Source organism: Exiguobacterium sp. FD-YE-25-4, assembly GCF_057004685.1.
In genome coordinates, this window is sequence record NZ_CM168041.1 from 238509 (window position 1) to 258550 (window position 20042).

Here is a 20042-nt window from a genome sequence, read left to right on the forward strand (position 1 = left end):
CGGTACACCGGTGGCGCGGAAACTGATATGATGGGACAGGAAGTGACTGAACGAAAGAACGGGAGTTGTACGACATGAACTGGTACGCGCTGAAACGACAACTGAATGGATGGGCCATCCTCAGCTTTATCGCGCTGGTGTTCATCGTCCTGCCAGGCGTCGTCGTCTTGGTCGAGCTGTTCGCACCGGTCAACGAGAACTGGCAACACATTCGCGAGTACTTGTTGCCGACTTATGTGCGCAATACACTGTTCATCATGCTCGCGACCGGATTGTTGACGACCGTCATCGGAACGAGCCTGGCTTGGTTCGTCACGGTGTACGACTTTCCATTCCGTCGGTTCTTCAAATGGGCGCTCATCTTACCGCTCGCCATCCCGCCTTACATTGGGGCTTATACGTATCACGGGATTTTAAACTATACGGGCGTCATCCAGACGACGCTTCGCAACGAGTTCGGTATCACGGTCGACCAGACGTATTTCAACATCATGACGATTCAAGGGACGGTGTTCATCTTCACGCTGTTCTTGTATCCATACATCTACACGATCACGCGTGCCTTCCTGCACAATCAATCGTCCTCGATGATTGAAAACGCCCGTATCCTCGGCCGCGGCTCGTGGGATATCTTCTTCACCGTCGTCATCCCGATTTCGCGCGTCGCCATCATCGGCGGGGTCAGCCTCGTCTTGATGGAAGTGTTGAACGACTATGGCGTCGTCAAATACTTCGGGATTCAGACGTTCAGTACGGCCATCTTCAGTACGTGGTTCGGGATGAAAGATACGTCCTCAGCGCTCAAATTGGCTGGGACGCTCATGATTCTCGTCATCGCCATCTTGACGATGGAACGGCTGATCCGAGGTCGAAAACAGTTCAGCTATGCGACGACGAAAGTGAAGCCGCTCAAACCGAGACAACTGAATGGATGGCATCGATACGCCGTGTTCGGTTATGTAGCGACCATCTTCGCGGTCGCATTCTTCATTCCGTTCGTTCAACTCGTTGCTTGGACGGTATTGACGTTTGAACAAGTGTTCACAGCCGAGTTTTTCCGTCTCGTCTGGAACACGGTGAGCGTCGCCTTCATCGCGACGATGATCATTCTCGTGTTTGCGCTCATCATCGCGAACTATACGCGCCTGTTCCCGTCAAACATGACACGCGTCATCTCGAAAGTGACGACGCTCGGTTATTCAATCCCGGGAGCGGCCATCGCCATCGCCGTCATCACGTTGTTCTTGCTGCTTGATGAGTGGGTGTTGAACGTGGCGCTCGCTTTGGACTTAGGCCAGACGTTCGTGTTCAGGACGACGCTCATCATGCTCATTTTCGCCTACGTCATCCGCTTCCTCGCCATCGGCTATAACTCGATCGAGAGTGGATTTGAGAAAGTCGGGAAGTCGTTCACGGAAGCGTCACGCATGCTCGGGTGGGGGACGGTGCAGACGTTCTTCCGGGTCGATATCCCGATGATTAAAGGGGCGATCATGAGCGCGTTCATCCTCGTCTTTATCGATATTATGAAAGAATTGCCGCTGACGCTGTTTTTACAGCCATTCAATTTTTCGACGCTCGCCACACAGGCGTTCAAATATGTCAGTGACGAGAAGATACATGAGGCCGCGCTCGCCTCGATCGTCATCGTGCTCATGAGCGGACTGTTGATCTTTGTGTTCCATAAGGTGCTTGATAAGGAGGCCGACTAATGTTTGTTCAAATCAACGATTTACACTTCAGCTATAAAGGTACGCAAGCCGAGACGATTAAAGGATTCTCGATCTCGATCACGAAAGGTGAAATCGTCTCGCTTCTCGGTGACAGCGGTTCTGGGAAGAGTACGATTTTACGCCTCATCGCAGGGCTTGAGATGCCGAATCAAGGCGTCGTCGTCGTCAACGACTGTGTCTGTTGCGACGATTGCCAGTTCATGCCGCCTGAACAGCGTGGTGTCGGGATGGTGTTCCAAGACTATGCGCTCTTCCCGCATATGACTGTTGAGAAGAACATCCGCTTCGGTCTGCATAAATTGAGCCGGAAAGAGCGGAACGAGCGCGTCGAAGAGATGCTGACGCTCGTGAACTTGTCCGAGTTCCGTCATCGCTATCCGTACGAACTCAGTGGCGGTCAGCAACAGCGTGTCGCGCTCGCGCGTGCGCTCGCTCCGAAACCATCGCTTCTCATCTTGGATGAGCCGTTCAGCAACTTGGACACGTCGCTCCAACATCGTATTCGGGACGATTTGCGCCGCCTCCTCAAACAGACGGGGACGACGACGATCTTCGTTACCCACGATGAAGAGGACGCAGAGGCGCTCGCCGACCGTATCGTCTATCTCGGCGAAGGCAAAATCAAGAAACAGATCATGACGGAGAACAACAAGACGTTCAACCCGCAGATTCCGTGTTTCGTGTAAAACGTAAGAACCCGCAGACATAAATCGTCTGCGGGTTCTTTTGTGATTATTTCGTCTCTTGAGAAGGACTCGACTCGTTCCCGAGTTGATCGATCGCTGTCACGTAATAAGCTGCCTGTTCGTTCATGACCTCGATACTCTTCCGAGCGTGCGACGGGATACTCTCGATATGGGTCGCTTCACCATCGACGACTTCATAGACGCGATAGCCGATGACGGCGTCGTCACGGACGGCGTGCCACGTCAACAAGTTCCCGCGGAGTTCGACGCTCGTCGGTGCGTCGAGTTCGACTTCGGTATTGATTTCGGTATCGACAAGTTCGGTATAGACGACGAAACGCTCGTCGTAACCGCCGTCACCGAACGTACCGGAACACGTGATCAAGTTCAAATGTCGACTCGAAGTGGCCCCGAAGATATCCTCGATCGGTGCGTTTTTCGTATCGTAACTCTCTGTTTTTGTGACACGAAACGTCAACGTGTTGCCGTTCTCATCGATGATCGTTACGTCATCGCCTTTCTTCAGCTGATCGAGTTCATAAAAGACAGCGGGTCCTGTCTTACTATCGACGTGTCCTGCGATGACGGCATTCCCTTTACTTCCGGGTTTGACGCCCGGTTCGAACCAACCGACTTGGTCCTCATCTTTCGGGACGCCCATCTGTCCGTTGTCGAGAACGCCGACCTGTTCGATAGCGGTATCGACATCAATGGTTGGAATTTGAAGTTGGACGGGTGTCGCGGCCTTGGCACTTTCCTCTTCCTCGGCTAATCGGAGCTTCTTCACCTCTTCCTGTAGAAGTGAGAATTCAGCCGATAAATCTGGGCTCTCCTCTATTTGTTTTTCTTCTACAGGTGGTGACGACGATTCTTGGGCGCTCGTCCACGTCCAGAAGCCAAAACAAAAGAGAGAGAGCGCCAGAAACAAATGGCGCTTGTTCATGGGGCTCCCTCCTTATTGAATTATTGAACAGATTCTTTACGGTTGCGAAGCGTTACAAAGGCGAGCAAGATTCCGCCAAGTACAGCAAGGCCAGCGTAGAGCGTGTTCATTGATTGTTCTTGTGCACCACCGAGACCTGTTTCAGGCATCTCTTCAGGCATTGTTGTTTCCGCGAACTTGTCAGGCATTTGTGTCACGATCGCGTTACCGAGTGTCTCACCAACACCGAACATGAACGCGTATCCTTCACGGAATGACATCCAAGCGGCATCCGCATCACCAGCTACATACTGATCGAACGTTTGAAGTACGAGTGCCTCATGTTGTTTGATCGCTTCTTGGCCAGCTTCTTGTGGCAAGTTACCTTCTGTCGCTGCATCGAGGAATGTGCTGAAATCGACAGCGAACTGGTCGAGCTTCATGCGTGCTTCTTCAATTTTAGCTTCATCGCCTTCGAGTGTAGCGGCAACGATGTCACCTTGTGCTGTGATGTGGTTCCCGTTCCATACTTTTTCGAATTGGGCCGCACCTTCATCACCGTAGACTGAACCGATGGCTGCTTTGAAGTCGAGTGTGTTCTGATCTTCAGCCCAGCTCACGTAGTCGAAGTCTTCTGCTTGATCGTAGCCTTTTTGCATGCCGATTGCTGCGAGGGCGAAGTGTTCACCAGCAAGGCTGTTCAATGTCGAACGAAGCTCGACGGCCGGTGTGTCAGCAGCAGTTTCAAACTTGTCAGGCATCTGTGTGACGATTGCGCCTGAGAGGGCTTTACTGATGTCGAACATGAGCTTGTATCCTTCGCGGTACGTCATGTATGCCGACTCGTAGTCACCTGCGACATAGTTGTCGAATACTGAGAGAACTTGGTCTTCATGAAGCTCAAGTACGTCAGCTGCAGCGTCTTTTGGTAAGTTACCTTCTGTTGCTGCATCAAGGAATGTTGAGAACTCTTCGACGAATTCATCGACTTCGGCTTCCGCGTCAGCGCGAAGCTCTTTGTCTTCTGATTTAGCCGCTTCGACGAAGTCAGCTGAATAGTCGTTGTGGCCAGCGAAGATGTCTTCGAACTGGGCTGCGCCTTCATCTCCATAAATCGAAGCGATGGCCGGTGTCATGTCGAGTGCGTTTTGATCGAGTGCCTTCATCGCGACTTCAGCGTCTGGCGCTCCGTCGTAAGCTTTCATCATCGATGTGACGGCTAAGACATAATGCTCAGACAGTAGTTGGTCGAGCGTGGCTCGTAAGTCACCTGCTGGTGTGCTAGCTGTCGGCGCGTGATCCGCTGCCTGTGCATTCAATGGTACGAGTAAGCCGAGTGCGAGTGCCGGTGCTACAATCTTGTTCATTGTTTTCTTCTTCATGGGTAATCGCTCCTTTTTTTGAGTGGTTGTCGTTGTTTACACCCATCTAACGGAGCGGTTCAAAAAATGGATCACTCTTTTTTTATTTTTTTTCGTTTTTTTGTTGAAGTGTGCGATAAACCCCTGGTGCGACGCCATATTTTCGTTTAAAGATACGATGGAAATATGGATAGGAGCGGAATCCGGACAGCTCGGCAATCCGTTCGAGAGAGTGTTGGGTGTACTGCATCTGTTCTTCGGCGAGCTGAAGTCGAATCGATTGGGCATAGGCGACAATCGTCATACCGGTCACTTCTTTGAACAAGTGGACGGTCCGCGATACACTGAGTCCGACCGCGTCGGCGACGTCCGCCACTTTGAAGTCGCTCGTGACATTTCCTTCTATATAACGCATCATGCGTGACACGACAGGTGGTCGCACGTTTGCGTGCACTTCTTGGAGTGAACGGTCGAGCATGAGGAGCAAGGCTTCAATCAGTGTTTCAATCAAGGCTGGACTTTGTTCAGTCGTCGGGCGTCGTGCCTCTTCGGTGATGTGTTGCCAGAGTGACAACAGGCGAGGATCGATTGAGATGGACGTGATGCGTGAACGATTCGCCGCAGTCCACCATGTATCAAGTGATGAACCGTTGCAGAAGAGATGATAATCCCCGCTCGCCGGGGTGTCGACATGCAGTTCATACTCGTCACCAGGTTTGACGAGTAACAAATCGCCAGGCCGTACCGTATACGTCTTTCCATTGACGACGATTCGTGCCGTGCCTTCTGTCTGCAAACGAATCAAATACGTCTCTAATCGATTAGGGAAAGGAAAAGTATAGGACGTTGTATGATAAGAATAGCCACAAAAGCCAATTTCCATCGAATCATCCTTTCTTAATAGCAATATCGTGCATATTCTCATCATATCATGGATAGAAATCAAGGCGAGGAGCGGGTACGATGAAATCGACAGAACGTATGAGGAGGATGAAACATGAAACAATGGTGGAAAGAAGCGGTCGTCTATCAAATTTACCCGCGCAGCTTTAATGACTCGAACGGTGACGGGATTGGGGACATCCCTGGAATCACCGAGAAGATGTCGTATTTGGCGGAACTCGGCATCGATGTCATCTGGCTATCGCCGGTGTACGATTCACCGAACGACGACAACGGATACGACATCCGCGATTACCGGGCCATCATGGATGAGTTCGGAACGATGGACGATTTCGATGCGATGCTCGAAGAAGCGCATCGTCACGGCATCAAAATTATGATGGACCTCGTCGTCAACCACTCGTCGGACGAACACCAATGGTTCATGGAGTCGCGCTCCTCAAAAGACAGCCCATATCGGGACTACTACATTTGGAAAAAAGGCGAGAACGGTCAGCCACCGACGAACTGGGGTGCTTTCTTCGGAGGGAGTGCCTGGCAATACGATGAGGCAAGCGACGAATACTACTTGCATCTGTTCAGCAAAAAGCAACCAGACTTGAACTGGGAGTCAGAGACGTTGCGCCGTGAAGTATACGATTTGATGACGTACTGGCTCGACAAAGGGGTCGATGGTTTCCGAATGGACGTCATCAACATGATCTCGAAAGATCAGAGCTATCCAGACGGCGAGACGCGGGGGACAGGTTACGGAGACGGTACACCGTTCTTCTTCAACGGACCGCGCATCCATGCGTTCATGCAGGAGATGAATCGTGAGGTCCTGTCGAAATACGATACAATCACGGTCGGTGAGATGCCGGGCGTCAGCGTCGACGAGGCGAAACTTTATACGGGAACAGACCGTGACGAGTTGAACATGGTGTTCCATTTCGAGCACGTCGACGTCGGCAACGGCAGTTTCGGCAAATGGAACCCGACGGACTGGAAGTTGACGGACTTGAAGACAATCTTCTCGCGTTGGCAAGAAGGTCTTGAAGAAGATGGCTGGAACAGTCTCTATTGGAGCAACCATGACCAACCGCGAGCCATCTCACGATTCGGGAACGACTCGGACGAGTATCGTGTCGTCTCTGGCAAGATGCTGGCGACGCTCCTGCACATGCTGAAAGGGACGCCATACATCTATCAAGGTGAAGAGTTCGGGATGACGAACGTGGCGTTCGACTCGATTGATGAGTACCGTGACATCGAGACGCTCAACGCGTATCGGGATTACACGACGAATGGCTTGTTGACGCATGATGAGATTTTCCGCGGTATTCACGCACGTGGGCGCGACAACTCGCGGACACCGGTCCAGTGGTCGGCCGAACCGCAAGGCGGATTCACGTCCGGAACGCCGTGGATCGGGGTCAACCCGAACTATGTGACCGTGAACGCGGAAGCGGCGCGGCGTGATCCAGACTCGCTCTTCCATTACTATCGCCAGTTGATTCAGCTTCGGAAACAACATCCGATCGTTGTCTACGGGAAGTATGAACTGTTACTCCCAGACGATGAAGCGGTATACGCCTTCACTCGAACGTTCGAAGGGGAGACGTGGCTCGTGCTCTGTAACTTCTCGGATGAGACGGTGACACGCGAACTCCCGTATGACGTGACAGAACGCGTCATCGGCAACATGGAACCAATCGAACCGTTCACGCTTCGTCCGTACGAAGCGCAAGTGTATAAAGTGTGACGAAAAAAACTCGCCTCCTTGGCGAGTTTTTTTGTGGTCACTAGTAAAGGTGGATGCTTTCGGGAATAGAGATAGTAGAGTCTGAACGAAAAGGGGGAAACGCGATGAATACGTTAATTGCTTATTCGACCCGCTACGGGACGAGTGAGAAAGTTGCCCATTTGTTGGCCGAACGGCTTCCGGGAGACGTTCACATCCAAAATGTAGTCGAGCAGCCGGATGTCGAGTGGGAGACGGTCGACCATGTGATTGTCGGCAGCTCGATCCGGATGGGCAAAATTCAAGACGAGATGACGGCTTGGCTGCACATGAACGAAACCCAACTGCTCAAACGACCGCTCGGCCTCTATTTATGTGCCGGTACGCCGACTGCGGCCGAACGGCAACGAGAACTCGAGGATGCTTATCGAGAAGTGTTGCGGGCACATGCTTATTTCGTCGAAGTCGTCGGCAACGGCTATGATTTCGAACGAATGGGCTTTCTCGACAAAGCCATCGTCCGCATGATGGCGAAACAGACGGTGAGTTCACTCAATTTAGATGAGGCGATGCTCGATGAACTCGTCGAGTCGGCTCAAGCGTCATTGCGTACGCGATCGGAAAACCCATAAGCGAATAAATCATGGGCCTCGATCGGGCTACTCGTGGAGATGAGTACATCTCCACTTTTTTGTTCGCCTTCAATCCGACGGAGCATGACGTTCGTCAGTTGCCCGCCGACTTTCAACGCGACCGGGGCCGAGTTACGGCAAATGACGTCCTCGATCGTGACGTGATCGGTCCGGTTATCTCCGCCGAACAGTTCGATGTCGGCTCGTCCGGAAGTAAACCCGCTCGCCGCAATCCGTTTCAAGCGGACGTTCCGAGACTTGTATTGAACGGCGAGCGCCGGGTTTCCACGATAGTCATATTCAGGATTCCCAATCGCCGTGAACCCGTGAATGAACACGTCTTGATACGCTGATATGACGAGGCTACGCGCAGAAGACTTCTTATAAAGACTCGAACGGACCGGCTCCATCGAGACGAGGTTCGTCCCTGAAAGGAAGCGTGCCGTCTTCGACTGCGGGTCATCAGCCAAGTGGTGGCTGATGTGCCGGAAGTTGAACGAGCGATTGTCGTGATACGAGAAGTGTCCGAATATGTGGACGTCGTGAGCGGCTGAAGACGTCCCGTGCGCCTTCACTTCGACGCCCCCGAAGCAACCCTCGCTCATATTGTTGACGAGCGTGACGTGGCGCGACCCATCATCAATCTCGATTCCGTTCGAGTTCGAGAAGCCATGGGCGTGGGTCCGTCCGTGTGGATGATGGCAGTAACAGTTCGTGATATAGAGGGCGTCACTATGATGGGTCGTGATGCCATCATCGCCGTAATTCGTCGCCTCGCAATGATCGAGCCACACGTAGCGGCTACCTTTTGTGGCACGTAATCCGTCTCCCAAGTAATGATAGTGGGGTGCAGTAATATCGAATGCGTGTAACCCCGCGTTTTTCGCCGTGACGTGATGGATCCAACCGAATTTGACGTGCGCGAACGTTAACGCGCTCGAGGCGGTATCGCCACTCGACGTCCGGTCGACGTCACCGAGGCGCTCCACGTTCCAATCGAGCGTCAAATGTGCGACTTCGATATGGTGGTTTCCGGCGAACGGAGTCGCATTTCGAAGTAATCGTCGATGTTTCGGGGACCGGTCTGAGAGTTTGATCATCGTTTCTTGCTGGCCGGCCCCTTCGAGCACGCAGTTCGACGGGATGCGGATGCCGCGGACGATATATACGCCGGCCGGCACGTGGACGTGGCGGTTCGACCTGAGGGCGAGCCGAAAAGCGAGGGTGCAATCCGTCTGTCCATCCCCGATGGCGCCATAATCGGTGACGTCGACGTGCTGACGCGTCATTTGTCTCAAGTTCAAGTACTCGGCGTCGAGCCGGCGCATCCACACCGGACGGACGATTCCTTCTACTATTTCGAGCGGCAACGAACTCGTCACTGGAACGATACGCTCCGTCATCGGCAAATGGGAGAGATAAGTTTTTGCTTGATCGGGATAGGCCGTGCGTCGAGTCGCCTCATGCCAATCGAGTGTTTCCGTCAGTAACTTATCAAGTGCCCAATTCGAATGATGGGCGATTGTGGCGGCAATGTTCGAACGGTCAATGTATGCTGTCATATGGTTCATCCTCCTAGCGTTCACTACAATTGGATGTACCCGTTTTAGAAGTATTTTTAGCAAACCGAAGTATTTAGTAGACAGAAGCATTTATCCATGGTATATTCTATATGTGCTTAATTAAGAATAGCTGGAAACATAATTCACAAAACGCTTTGGATTATTTTTCGTTTAAGATAATCCTAGAGGTTTGTGATTTTTTATTGGTCAGTTTTTTCTAGTAAGGCACTACTAGAACGCACAGCGTTTATTTCAGGAGGGTTCATTATGAACACAGGTAAAGTAAAATGGTTTAACTCAGAAAAAGGTTACGGCTTCATCGAAATGGAAGGCGGAGACGACGTATTCGTACACTTCTCAGCAATCCAAGGCGACGGCTTCAAGACACTTGAAGAAGGCCAAGCAGTAACTTTCGAAATCACTGACGGAGCTCGTGGACCACAAGCTTCTAACGTTGAAAAAATCTAATCTTCCTTTCTAAGGAATTTTATAACCTGCTCGCTTCGGCGAGCAGGTTTTTTGTTGTCCGCGTGTTTAATCACTTGTCCCGGGGGAATCAATATACGAGTGACTACCACAAGGAGGTTTTTCAGAATGGATGCAATGCAAACGGCAAAACAGATTTTAGATCATAGTAACGTAGGGACAATGGCAACGGTTTATAAAGGGAAGCCGCACAGCCGTTATATGACATTTTTCCATGATGACTTGACGCTCTACACCGCAACTTCGAAAGAAACGGATAAAGTGGATGAACTGAAAAATAATCCGTATACGCATATTTTGATTGGCTATGACGGGGACGGCGTTGGGGATACGTACCTCGAGATTTTAGGTGAGACGAGTGTATCTGACGATGAATCGATGAAAGAAAAGGTATGGAACGAGAAACTCGAAGGTTGGTTCGACGGTCCGGATGATTCAAAACTCGTCATCTTAAAAATCGCGCCACAATCAATGCGCGTGATGAATAAAAAAGGACAGCCACCTCAAGAGGTGAAGTTGTAACTCAAACAAGGACGTCCCTCGCGGACGTCCTTTTCGAATTGACCAATTTCCAAAAAGTGACTGACCTGTGACACACATATGAACGAAACGTGAACTCTTGTCCTAACCTATGTGAAAAGATGAACATGGATGGTATATTGTGAATGTAATCACATATAAGTCATCATTCACTCATTCTAAGGAGGAATTATCATGTTCACAAAATTTTGGCAGAACCACAACGTCGCCACCGGTATTTTGACAGTCCTTCGCGTCTGGCTCGGCTATCACTGGCTCACAGCAGGTTGGGGCAAAATCACAGGCGGATTCGGTTCAGAAGGTTTCCTCAATAATGCGCTGACCCTTGCAACAGGCGATCACCCAGCTGTAGCCGGTTGGTGGGCAGCGTTCCTTGAAAACTTCGCCATTCCGAACGCGGCCTTGTTCGATGTGTTAATCCCATACGGTGAATTCCTAGTCGGTCTTGGACTCTTGGTTGGTGCCCTCACACGTAGCGCAGCCTTCTTCGGTCTTGTTATGAACATGGCGTTCTTGCTCTCAGGTACGGTCAGCACGAACCCGACGATGTTAATCGTCTCAGTCCTCATTCTCGTCGCAGGCTACAATGCTGGTAAACTTGGCGTCGATGGATTGTTCCTTCGCAAGTTCGTGGAAACAAAAGTCATGCATCGTTCACCAAATCGTCAAATAGCGTAACGACTTTATGACGTTCTCCTGTGACAAACCTCACCACTTTCGGCTACGATGAACGTAGCATCGATTGAAAAGGAGAACGAATATGAACGCGACACATTTTAAATGGCTCGGATACACAGAAGGAGTGTCTTTCTTACTCTTGTTGCTCATCGCGATGCCGCTCAAGTATTTGGCGGGCATGCCGCTCGCTGTCAGTATCGTCGGCGCGGCCCATGGTTTCCTGTTCGTCGCTTACGTAGCGGCAGCCGTCTATATGGCATGGCGCTTCCATTGGGGCTTCAAAGTATTGGTCCTCGCCGTAATGGCGTCGGTCATCCCACTCGGACCGTTCTTGTTAGAGAAACGCGTCCTTCCATCCACAGAAAAGACATCGAACTGAAAAACGTTCGATGTCTTTTTGTGTTCACGCACTTTCTGCTTTCGCTGACACATCTGCTTTTTCGGCAGCGATGTCGTGACGGATCCGATACATCGCGAACAACGTGATAGTGAGGAGGCAGAGCATGCAAATCGTATAGAGTGAGGCGACCGGCATCCATTCGCTCAATAGGCCAAACACGATGAATCCGAACGGTGTGATGCCCATGGCGAGGGATTCGAGAACACCGATCACGCGACCGAGATAACTTGGTTCCGTGTTCGTCTGTAAATAGAGCTGGATGGGGATATTGACGCGGATGATGAAGAATCCGCTTAATAAGGCGAAACCAGCGAAGAAGACGATAGCTGGTGTGACTGAGAAGGCAAAATAGAGCGGGACGGCCGGTCCGATAAAGAGGCAACTCATAATGATCAGCGCGGTTCGGGTCGTGGCTAGCCGATGCTTGATTTGAAAGACCGGTAACGCATGGGCGAGCGAGGCGACTAAAAAGCCGACGGCGAACATGCTTTCTAAAAAGCCGAACTGGAGCGGACTGACGCCGATTTCTTGTAGGGCGGCAATCGGGAATAGTACTTCTGCGGCAACGAAGAAGAAATTGAGCAATGCTGCTAAAAGGGTCAACGTCCAAAGTACGCGCTGGCGTTTCAAGTAGTGGAAGCCAGATTGGACCTCGTTCCAAGTGGACTGCTCGGTGGGGACATGGTCATACGTTTTAAAGTGGAGACGAGAGGCGAAAAAGGCGGCGATGACAAACAAGAGCGACGAACTGAACAAAAATGCCGAGACGGGCAGCAAAGTGAACAGTGCTCCGGCGAGTAGCGGCGTGCCGATGCTTGAGATGGAAATGGTGCTTTGAACGAGCGAGTTTGCGCGTTGGAGCCCGTCTTCGTCAAACAAGAGCGGAATCGAGCTCGACAACGTGACCGATAAGAAAGTCGAGACGACAGAGAGCAGACATGTGATAATCAAGAAAGCAGGGACGCCGAACGTCCAGACGAGACTCGCGATGCCAGCAGCCAAAAATAATAAGGCGTTTACTGACTCCATCGTGATAATCACGCGTTTGCGATCCAGTTTGTCGGCGAATGCCCCGGCAAACGGAGATAATAAAACGCGCGGCACTGTGCCGGCGAGCAAGACGAGCGCGAACTGGAGCCCTGAGCCAGATGTTGTCAGCACGGTCAATCCCGCGACGAACGTGAAGAGGCTGGATGCGAACAACGACATGAATTTTCCGATCAACAATACATACAAGTTTGATGAGGTGGTCGTCATATCGATTCTCCTTTACAATTAAGTTCAACCTGATTTAACTTTATAGTAAACGATGACAACCGATTTGTATACAATAAGTTCAATTAAATTTAACTTTTAAGAGGTGGCCTATGATTGGACAACGGATTAAAGCGTTACGAAAAGAAAAAAAATTGACCCAAAGTCAACTGGCCGAAGGCATCATCACAAAATCGATGCTCAGTATGATTGAAAATGGAAAGGCGGAGGCGTCGATGCGCAGTCTTCGTGAAATCGCCAAGCGGCTGGGCGTGTCGGTGCAGTCACTTCTCGTCGATCCGCGCGAGGCGGAACTACAGAAAATTGTCGAGGAGATTGAATATGCGCAATTGACGCTCGATCAGTGGACTGAAAAAGCCACGCATGAAGCACTCACTCCGTACCTAGAGCCCGAGATGAACTCAGTATGGCAAGGTCGTGCCTATATCATTATGGGAGACCAATTGAGATATAGCGACAAACGGGCTGAACTGTTAACGTTTTATGAGCGTGCCATCACCTTATTTGAGCGACTCGGGGAAAGAGATGAGCTAGCGATGGCGCTTGTTGGAAAAGCGTTTTATCACATTTTATGGAATGAGTTCGAGGAAGCTAGCGCGCAAATCGATCGGATGGAATGGTTAGATGTGCGAAACATGTCTTCGAGAACCCGAATCGAATATGCGATGATACTCGTTATGAAAGAGTTGACGTATGAAGGCGATTTGTCAGGAGCTATTCGTCATTTAGATGATGCGCTTCAATATATGCATCAGACACGAACGTACTATCGAGCGGATGATGTATATCGGACCATCGCGTTATGTTCGCTGTATTTGAAGGACGAACAACGAATCGATGAAGCATTTGTGAAAGCGAGACAATACATTCAGTTCACGGATGATCACGTCGCAAAAGTAAGACTCGCGTTGTCAGAAGCGCTCTATGCCATCCATTATCGTCGTGTCGAACACCTAGGACGACACATCGAAGAAATGGAACGACTGCTAGCTGAAGATTACCCATTCATCGCCGCGATTGAAATGTCAAAAGGCGTCTACTATGCGATGAAAGGGGAAAAAGAAACAGGGGACAAGGCGTTCGACCGTCTATGGGAAGGAATGGATGATTGGAAGGCGCATAGTTTGATTGACCAGGCCGTATATTTCGAGGGTGTGCTGATTGGGGCGAGCTACGGATGTGGGGATAAGTTAATCCCGTTTATTCGTGAAGCCGTCGAAAAGCTTCCAGAAGGATTTTACCGGACACATTTGACTGAGCTGTTACAAAAAATCAAGGGCTGACGCGTCAGCCCTTGAACGTTTGAATGAGTGTCCCTTTGCCGTCCTCGACTTGAACCGAGGCGTGGGCACCGTTGATCAGTGTCATTTGCGGCGGGACGTGCCCGCAGTCGATGTCGTAGATGACAGGTACGTCGAGCAATGCCTGCAGTTCCGCATACACGTCCTCTGCCGTGTAGCCTTGGACGGGCTGTTGGGCCGCACTGCGCCCGAACAGAATGCCAGACGTATGATCGAACCAACCGGCCCACTTCATTTGAAGCAGGGTCCGTTTGAGTGCCGGTACATCGAGCTCGGCATTCTCGAAATACCAAAGAATCGGTTCCCCGTTCAAATGGGTCTGTTGGAACGTAGCGACGTCGCCATACGGTGTGCCGATCGTATGCAACAAGACGTCGATACAGCCGCCGAGCAGTCGTCCGGTCGCTTCCGTCCCACCGAGTGATTTCCATTCGGTCGGCTCGGTCAAGTGATACACATGAGGGCTCGGGTTCTCATGTTGCCACTCTTTTTGGAACTGTTCCGAGGCGAGTTGGATGACCGTCTCGCCTTCTTTCGCCGATACGACGTCGAGCCAACGCGAGCTCGTCGCGTCCCATTCTTCGCCGCGTAGGTCGACGAGGTTCGTCCCGTGGGCCGAAGCGATACCGGTCTTGAGCGTGTACACGAATAGGAATAAGCTGACGTCCGAATATCCGAGCATCCATTTCGGAGGGAGCGCGTCCCAGTCAATCGCGTCTAGCAACTCAATCAATAAGACGCCGCCCCATGGCGGAATAATCAGGTCAATGGCCTCGTCATGGAACAAGCGCGTCAACTCATCGGCCCGGACTTTTGCCGGTGCCGATTTCGCTTTGTCCTGCGTCCAGACCGATGGTTCAAATTGGAGCGTGAAGCCATGGCGAGTGAATGTGGCTTCGGCCTCGTGGAGCAACTTGTGCAGTTCAGCAGGAACACCCGATGAAGGGGCCGTCACACCGAAGTGATGACCGGTTAACTGTGGATAACGAATCATGTGAGCCTCCTGTGGATAAGTGATAGATGATGTTACGGAAATGGGTTATCCACATGTGGACAATTATTTGTTGCGCATGCGTTCGGCGTGTTGAATGCCCCAAGCGTTCATCGTCTCGAGCACCGGGATGAGCGTTTTCCCGTACTCGCTCAAGCGATAGTCGACGCGAGGCGGCACCTCCGGATAGACGGTCCGGATGATGAGGTCCTGCTCCTCTAAATCGCGGAGCTGGGCCGTCAAAATTTTTTGACTGATGTTCGGAAGGGAACGTTTCAATTCGCTGAACCGCAACGTGTCTTCGTTGATGAGTGCGAGTAAAATCGATGGTTTCCATTTTCCCGTGATCATCTCGAGTGCGGTATCGACCTCACAGCTTGAAATCAGTGGCATCTGCCTCACTCCTCTCTAAGTATCCTTTAGGTAACTATACCACCTTTTTGTGCCGTCTTCTGTCGATCCTACTTAGCGAGTATACTGAGGACAGAGGTGATCAACTATGAAATTAACAAACATACAACTCGGCGCTGTCACGCTGCGCGTCAATGATTTAGAAACGATGAAAACGTATTATGAGCGCGTCATCGGAATGGATGTGCTCGAGACGTCAGAACATCGCGTCACGCTCGGAACCCATGAAATGGCACTTGTCGTCTTACATGAAGTGAGCGGCGTGCGTCCAAATCCACGAGCAGCCGGTTTGTTCCATATGGCCATCTTATTGCCGGACCGTGTCGAACTCGGACGGATTCTTCGTCATTTGATTGAGCAACGGATTGAAGTCGGCCAAGGTGATCATTTGGTCAGCGAGGCGTTTTATTTGAGCGACCCGGAAGGCAACGGCATCGAGCTCTACGCGGATCGTCCCCGGGAGCAGTGGGAATATCAAGCGAACGGTCATGTGAAGATGTCGACGGACCCGGTTGAATATGAATCGATGCTCGAGGCGGCGGCCGACCGTCCGTTCACGGGCCTTCCGAACGGGACGACGATGGGGCATGTCCACTTCAAAGTACGTTCCCTAGAAGCGGCAAAATTATTCTATCAAAATCGTCTCGGTTTCACGGTGACGACCGATTCGTATCCAGGCGCCTTATTTTTAGCGGCCGACGGGTATCATCACCATATCGGGACGAACGTCTGGGCCCGGCCGAGCCAGGCGATGGGACAAGAGGCCGGTCTGGAGGCGTGGACGCTTTTGGTCGACGCAGAGACAAACCGCGCGCTTGGCGGGACGACACCGGAATGGTCGCTCACCGACGATGATGGCATCAAGGTAAATATAAAAAGCGTGGACTAATTGTCCGCGCTTTTTTAGCGTGCTGAAATTTTCTTTTGACTCGAATCAAACGAGAGGCGAATGCCGCGTTTTTGATACGCTTGTTCGACACGTTTTGAATTGATACTGAGCTCAAGATGAGCGAGTTTCAAGTGTTCGAGTTCTGGCACCGTGACATCGAGACGGACGAGCTCCATGTTGCGCTCGGCCTTTTTACGTGTGCGTCTCAAGTTACGGGGCACTTCTTCTGACGTCAGTGCCGCGATCGTTTCATTGATTAATTGTCGTTTGTCGCCTTTGACGCTTAGCGCCGTATAGAGCTTATCAAGCGAACCAAAGCGTTTGATCAACTGGACCGATTGGCTTTCGTCCAATCCGGCCACAGGCGGGATCCCGTCTGAACGGTCTCCTGTCAATGCTTTGACTGCTGAGAGCTGTTTTGGCTTCAATCCTTCGTACAACGCCGCAATCTCCTCAGGACGAATCTCGAGATGTCGCTTGAGCGGGAGCGGGCGATTGTCTTTGATGTCGCAACGAGCCTGCATTTGTTGCAACTCTTGCGTTTGAAGCCAAACGGTGATGCGTGGGCTCACGAGCTGAAGCAAGTCCTTGTCTTTCGTCATGATGACGACAGGAGCGCTACAGCTAAACTTCCGAGCGATATGAGCGATCAAATCTTCTCCTTCATAGCCTTCGACTTGATATTGCGGAATCCCGCTATCTTCAAGCAATTGGCGCATGAGTTCCATTTGAGCTTTCAACTCGGGTGGTGTCTGGCGGCGACGGCGTTTATAGCCTGGATAAAGCTCGCGGCGCCATAATGTTTCACGTGAGACGTCCCACACGACGACAAAATGAGTCGGACGATGTCTACGTAGAATCGTCCGGATGAGGCCGGTCATACCGATGACGGCACTCCGATCGTTTTTAGATACCTCGCGTCCTTTTTTCGTTCGGCTCGCGGCGGCACCGTAATAGGCACTGGCCAGCATGGAGTTTCCGTCAATTAAAAATAGTTTACGTTCCATGCGTAACCTTCTTTCTGTAGTTGTTGGACCGAACATTCATGAACTGTTCGGTGATGTTGTGTCAATGAGTGACACGCACTCAAATAAGCAACATATGTGCAGTATATCACGACAAGGTCTGAAAATATAGCGACAGTTCGGACCGCCTACGAAAAGCCCTCCCCGATTTTTCGGGGAGGGCGGTCTAATTGGTCAGTCGAGTTCAGGTTGAATCTCGTCTTTATGAGCCAAAATCAAATCGACGAAAACGATACGGTGATTGTCGATTTCACGAACAATCAGCTCATGTTCGCCCGGTAAGACGAAGCGTTCTCCAGTACGTGCATTCGCTTTTTGTGATAAGACGAAGCCGCCGATCGTATCGACATCATCCTCGATTTCGATGCCGAACCGTTCTTCGATCTCTTGCGTCAAGACGAGACCGGACAGGCGATAATGCCCGGGTGTGACTTCGGTGATCTCAGCTTGCTCGTCACGGTCGAATTCATCACGAATCTCCCCAACGATTTCCTCGAGGATATCTTCAATCGTGAGAAGTCCCGCCGTACCCCCATACTCGTCGATGACGAGACACATCATCGTCCGCGCGTTCTGCATTTTCACCATCGCCTCTTGAAGCGGCGTGAACTCCGTCACGAGCGGGAGTTGATGGATGAACGATTCGAACGGGGCGTCGCTCTTGACGAGTTGAGCGGTGAATAGCTGCTTGGCGTTAATAAAGCCAAGCACATCATCGCGGTCACCGTCACGGGTGACCGGGTAGCGCGTATATTGGTGCTCTTGGACGGTAGCGATAATCGTCTCAATCGAGTCTTCTTCGTCGATGGTCACCATGTTCATCCGTGGGACCATCGCGTCTTTGGCGACACGTTCGTCGAAAGAGAAGATATTTTGAACGTAGGCGAGCTCATTCTCGTTAATTTCTCCACTGCGGAAACTCTCGGTCATGATGATTTTGAGTTCTTCTTCCGAGTGCGCCGTCTCCTGTGCTGTCGTCTGCACGCCGAACAAGCGAAGTGTCAGCCGGGCTGTGCCGTTTAGCACGTGGATGAACGGATACAATAATTTCGTGAAGAAATAAAGCGGTCGGGCGACGAGCAGTGTCAAGCGCTCGGCTTCGTGCACGGCCAGTGTTTTCGGGACCAGTTCCCCGATGACGACGTGCAAGAAGGCAATCAGTAAGAAGGCAATCAAAAAGGATAGGACGGTCGCGAGCGACGTCGATACGTTCAAACGGTCGACAAGCGGTTGAATCATCCCTTCGATTTGATCCGCACCGATCCAACCGAGACCGAGTGCGGCGAGCGTGATACCGAACTGTGAAGCCGATAGCGAGTCATCAAGGTTTTCAATCACCTTTTTGGCGACAGAGGCCCGTTTGTTTCCCTCGAGCACGAGTTGGTCAAGACGGGCGCCGCGCACTTTAACAATCGAGAATTCAGCCGCCACAAAAAAGGCGGTCATGAAAATGAGCAGGGCGACGATCAATAAGCTGAATAACATGGGACTGTCCAAAAATTCCCCCAAAAATCGGGGAGTCACCTCCATTAGAGTAAGTTGTATGTCGTTCAGGAGAATCCCTGAAAACGAATAGTTTGTTTCAGTATAGTAGATTTGCCACAAATATTCAAAAAACAGCCTAAAAGGTTTCACGAAGAGGGGAATGAGGGAACTACAAATCGAGAAGAGACGAAGGAGGAATTGATATGGCTAACTATCCAGAACTGAAAGGCAAAGTCGCAGTCATCACCGGCAGTTCGAAAGGACTCGGTCGAGCGATTGCAGAGCGTTACGCAAAAGAAGGGGTCCATGTCGTCCTGAACTATCGCAGCAGTGAAGACGAGATGAAGAAAGTGATTCAAGGAATCGAAGAGGCTGGCGGCAAGGCAGTCGCGGTGAAAGGTGACGTCGCGGAAGAAGGACTCGCCGAGAAGATGATTGAAACGGCCGTGTCCGAGTTCGGGAAGATGGACATCTTCGTCAATAATGCAGGGGTGCAGGTCGAAGCAAAAACGCATGAGATGGAACTCGACAACTGGAAGAAAATCATCGACACGAACTTGACTGGAACGTTCCTTGGTGTGCGGGCCGCTCTCAAATATTTTGTGGAGCACAAAATCCAAGGGAACATCATCAACATGTCGTCGGTGCATGAAGTGATTCCGCGTCCTGGTTATACCCATTACGCAGCGAGTAAGGGTGGCGTCAAGATGTTCACGAAATCGGTCGCGCTCGAGTACGCACCGAACAAGATCCGTGTCAACGGCATCGCGCCGGGCGCGATCGACACACCGATCAACGAAGAGACAATGCAAGACCCGGAAGAGAAAAAAGGACTTGAGGCACTCATCCCGACGCATGAGATCGGGCGTCCTGAACAGATTGCGGCCGTGGCGGCCTGGCTTGCTTCTGACGAGTCGTCGTACGTCACAGGCGCGACGATTTTCGCGGATGGCGGTCTATCGCTGTACCCGGCTTTCGGACCTGAAAATAAAGTACAATGACGAAAGGGAGGACTCGCTTTACGCGAGTCCTCCCTTGT

At 51.3% G+C, this 20042-nt stretch carries 20 protein-coding genes; 11 read left to right on the forward strand and 9 right to left on the reverse strand.

The features are described from left to right. The first annotated feature begins 74 nt into the window (after positions 1-74). Together AC13H5_RS01210 and AC13H5_RS01215 are read left to right on the forward strand one after the other, a co-directional pair. Positions 75-1712 carry an ABC transporter permease gene (locus AC13H5_RS01210; RefSeq protein ID WP_214754837.1) on the forward strand — a complete coding sequence of 546 codons (1638 nt, stop codon included), beginning with the start codon at positions 75-77 and terminating at the stop codon, positions 1710-1712. Next, positions 1712-2419 (forward strand): ABC transporter ATP-binding protein, encoded by a 708-nt coding sequence (locus AC13H5_RS01215; RefSeq protein WP_483546164.1) that lies wholly within the window; start codon positions 1712-1714, stop codon positions 2417-2419. Before AC13H5_RS01210 ends, AC13H5_RS01215 begins: the two co-directional genes overlap by 1 nt. A 46-nt stretch (positions 2420-2465) precedes the next feature. Here AC13H5_RS01215 and AC13H5_RS01220 read toward each other — a convergent pair whose 3' ends face one another. From AC13H5_RS01220 to AC13H5_RS01230, 3 genes are all read right to left on the reverse strand, one after another. After that, on the reverse strand, positions 2466-3362 hold the full coding sequence (locus AC13H5_RS01220) for a class F sortase (protein ID WP_483546165.1): 897 nt from the start codon (positions 3360-3362) through the stop codon (positions 2466-2468). A gap of 20 nt (positions 3363-3382) precedes the next feature. Then, entirely contained in the window at positions 3383-4723 is a 1341-nt protein-coding gene (locus AC13H5_RS01225) for a globin family protein (RefSeq protein WP_034780656.1), read from the reverse strand. Positions 4724-4805: 82 nt separating this feature from the next. After that, positions 4806-5585 (reverse strand): helix-turn-helix domain-containing protein, encoded by a 780-nt coding sequence (locus AC13H5_RS01230; RefSeq protein ID WP_034780658.1) that lies wholly within the window; start codon positions 5583-5585, stop codon positions 4806-4808. 114 nt (positions 5586-5699) lie between these two features. Here AC13H5_RS01230 and AC13H5_RS01235 point away from each other — a divergent pair, with 114 nt between their 5' ends. Both AC13H5_RS01235 and AC13H5_RS01240 read left to right on the forward strand, forming a co-directional pair. Next, positions 5700-7349, forward strand: coding sequence for a glycoside hydrolase family 13 protein (locus AC13H5_RS01235; protein ID WP_483546166.1), 1650 nt, complete (start codon positions 5700-5702; stop codon positions 7347-7349). A 104-nt stretch (positions 7350-7453) separates the two neighbouring features. Beyond that, positions 7454-7960 (forward strand): flavodoxin domain-containing protein, encoded by a 507-nt coding sequence (locus AC13H5_RS01240; RefSeq protein ID WP_483546167.1) that lies wholly within the window; start codon positions 7454-7456, stop codon positions 7958-7960. Here AC13H5_RS01240 and AC13H5_RS01245 read toward each other — a convergent pair. Next, on the reverse strand, positions 7924-9522 hold the full coding sequence (locus tag AC13H5_RS01245) for a glycoside hydrolase family 55 protein (protein ID WP_483546168.1): 1599 nt from the start codon (positions 9520-9522) through the stop codon (positions 7924-7926). The two genes, AC13H5_RS01240 and AC13H5_RS01245, sit on opposite strands and share 37 nt — an antisense overlap. A 267-nt stretch (positions 9523-9789) precedes the next feature. Between AC13H5_RS01245 and AC13H5_RS01250 the strand changes: the two genes are divergently transcribed. From AC13H5_RS01250 to AC13H5_RS01265, 4 genes are all read left to right on the forward strand, one after another. Continuing rightward, positions 9790-9990 (forward strand): cold-shock protein, encoded by a 201-nt coding sequence (locus AC13H5_RS01250; protein ID WP_016507985.1) that lies wholly within the window; start codon positions 9790-9792, stop codon positions 9988-9990. Between the two features lie 126 nt (positions 9991-10116). After that, on the forward strand, positions 10117-10530 hold the full coding sequence (locus AC13H5_RS01255; RefSeq protein WP_483546169.1) for a pyridoxamine 5'-phosphate oxidase family protein: 414 nt from the start codon (positions 10117-10119) through the stop codon (positions 10528-10530). A 192-nt stretch (positions 10531-10722) separates the two neighbouring features. After that, complete coding sequence (locus AC13H5_RS01260) at positions 10723-11226, forward strand: DoxX family protein (protein WP_021068056.1); 504 nt, start codon at positions 10723-10725, stop codon at positions 11224-11226. An 82-nt stretch (positions 11227-11308) separates the two neighbouring features. Further along, entirely contained in the window at positions 11309-11605 is a 297-nt protein-coding gene (locus tag AC13H5_RS01265) for a DUF3817 domain-containing protein (protein WP_034780670.1), read from the forward strand. A 24-nt stretch (positions 11606-11629) separates the two neighbouring features. On the opposite strand, the gene AC13H5_RS01270 is transcribed toward AC13H5_RS01265, so the two are convergent. Beyond that, the gene (locus tag AC13H5_RS01270) at positions 11630-12883 is read right to left on the reverse strand and encodes an MFS transporter (RefSeq protein ID WP_483546170.1); all 1254 of its coding nucleotides are present in this window, start codon (positions 12881-12883) and stop codon (positions 11630-11632) included. A 110-nt stretch (positions 12884-12993) separates the two neighbouring features. Here AC13H5_RS01270 and AC13H5_RS01275 point away from each other — a divergent pair, with 110 nt between their 5' ends. Beyond that, entirely contained in the window at positions 12994-14184 is a 1191-nt protein-coding gene (locus AC13H5_RS01275; protein ID WP_034780676.1) for a helix-turn-helix domain-containing protein, read from the forward strand. Between the two features lie 4 nt (positions 14185-14188). On the opposite strand, the gene AC13H5_RS01280 is transcribed toward AC13H5_RS01275, so the two are convergent. Both AC13H5_RS01280 and AC13H5_RS01285 read right to left on the reverse strand, forming a co-directional pair. Continuing rightward, entirely contained in the window at positions 14189-15196 is a 1008-nt protein-coding gene (locus AC13H5_RS01280) for a S66 family peptidase (RefSeq protein ID WP_483546171.1), read from the reverse strand. A gap of 63 nt (positions 15197-15259) precedes the next feature. Further along, a complete protein-coding gene (locus tag AC13H5_RS01285) occupies positions 15260-15586 on the reverse strand; it encodes a winged helix-turn-helix transcriptional regulator (RefSeq protein ID WP_034780682.1) in 327 nt (108 codons plus the stop codon). A gap of 106 nt (positions 15587-15692) precedes the next feature. On the opposite strand from AC13H5_RS01285, the gene AC13H5_RS01290 reads away from it, so the two are divergent. Next, a complete protein-coding gene (locus AC13H5_RS01290; RefSeq protein WP_483546172.1) occupies positions 15693-16493 on the forward strand; it encodes a VOC family protein in 801 nt (266 codons plus the stop codon). A 14-nt stretch (positions 16494-16507) separates the two neighbouring features. On the opposite strand, the gene AC13H5_RS01295 is transcribed toward AC13H5_RS01290, so the two are convergent. Together AC13H5_RS01295 and AC13H5_RS01300 are read right to left on the reverse strand one after the other, a co-directional pair. Next, positions 16508-17500: a 5'-3' exonuclease gene (locus AC13H5_RS01295; RefSeq protein ID WP_034780689.1), complete on the reverse strand. Its 993-nt coding sequence runs from the start codon at positions 17498-17500 to the stop codon at positions 16508-16510. A 192-nt stretch (positions 17501-17692) separates the two neighbouring features. Next, on the reverse strand, positions 17693-19015 hold the full coding sequence (locus tag AC13H5_RS01300) for a hemolysin family protein (protein WP_034780692.1): 1323 nt from the start codon (positions 19013-19015) through the stop codon (positions 17693-17695). Positions 19016-19206: 191 nt separating this feature from the next. Between AC13H5_RS01300 and AC13H5_RS01305 the strand changes: the two genes are divergently transcribed. Further along, entirely contained in the window at positions 19207-20004 is a 798-nt protein-coding gene (locus AC13H5_RS01305; protein ID WP_034780694.1) for a glucose 1-dehydrogenase, read from the forward strand. The last annotated feature ends 38 nt before the right edge of the window (positions 20005-20042 follow it).

Bases quoted from the DNA above. Each gene is read 5' to 3' on its own strand.
- AC13H5_RS01235 (WP_483546166.1), top strand. From the start codon at position 5,700: ATGAAACAATGGTGGAAAGAAGCGGTCGTCTATCAAATTTACCCGCGC.
- AC13H5_RS01220 (WP_483546165.1), bottom strand. From the start codon at position 3,362: ATGAACAAGCGCCATTTGTTTCTGGCGCTCTCTCTCTTTTGTTTTGGC.
- AC13H5_RS01240 (WP_483546167.1), top strand. From the start codon at position 7,454: ATGAATACGTTAATTGCTTATTCGACCCGCTACGGGACGAGTGAGAAA.
- AC13H5_RS01225 (WP_034780656.1), bottom strand. From the start codon at position 4,723: ATGAAGAAGAAAACAATGAACAAGATTGTAGCACCGGCACTCGCACTC.
- AC13H5_RS01275 (WP_034780676.1), top strand. From the start codon at position 12,994: ATGATTGGACAACGGATTAAAGCGTTACGAAAAGAAAAAAAATTGACC.
- AC13H5_RS01290 (WP_483546172.1), top strand. From the start codon at position 15,693: ATGAAATTAACAAACATACAACTCGGCGCTGTCACGCTGCGCGTCAAT.
- AC13H5_RS01285 (WP_034780682.1), bottom strand. From the start codon at position 15,586: ATGCCACTGATTTCAAGCTGTGAGGTCGATACCGCACTCGAGATGATC.
- AC13H5_RS01255 (WP_483546169.1), top strand. From the start codon at position 10,117: ATGGATGCAATGCAAACGGCAAAACAGATTTTAGATCATAGTAACGTA.
- AC13H5_RS01280 (WP_483546171.1), bottom strand. From the start codon at position 15,196: ATGATTCGTTATCCACAGTTAACCGGTCATCACTTCGGTGTGACGGCC.
- AC13H5_RS01305 (WP_034780694.1), top strand. From the start codon at position 19,207: ATGGCTAACTATCCAGAACTGAAAGGCAAAGTCGCAGTCATCACCGGC.
- AC13H5_RS01270 (WP_483546170.1), bottom strand. From the start codon at position 12,883: ATGACGACCACCTCATCAAACTTGTATGTATTGTTGATCGGAAAATTC.
- AC13H5_RS01215 (WP_483546164.1), top strand. From the start codon at position 1,712: ATGTTTGTTCAAATCAACGATTTACACTTCAGCTATAAAGGTACGCAA.
- AC13H5_RS01210 (WP_214754837.1), top strand. From the start codon at position 75: ATGAACTGGTACGCGCTGAAACGACAACTGAATGGATGGGCCATCCTC.
- AC13H5_RS01295 (WP_034780689.1), bottom strand. From the start codon at position 17,500: ATGGAACGTAAACTATTTTTAATTGACGGAAACTCCATGCTGGCCAGT.
- AC13H5_RS01260 (WP_021068056.1), top strand. From the start codon at position 10,723: ATGTTCACAAAATTTTGGCAGAACCACAACGTCGCCACCGGTATTTTG.
- AC13H5_RS01230 (WP_034780658.1), bottom strand. From the start codon at position 5,585: ATGGAAATTGGCTTTTGTGGCTATTCTTATCATACAACGTCCTATACT.
- AC13H5_RS01245 (WP_483546168.1), bottom strand. From the start codon at position 9,522: ATGACAGCATACATTGACCGTTCGAACATTGCCGCCACAATCGCCCAT.
- AC13H5_RS01265 (WP_034780670.1), top strand. From the start codon at position 11,309: ATGAACGCGACACATTTTAAATGGCTCGGATACACAGAAGGAGTGTCT.
- AC13H5_RS01250 (WP_016507985.1), top strand. From the start codon at position 9,790: ATGAACACAGGTAAAGTAAAATGGTTTAACTCAGAAAAAGGTTACGGC.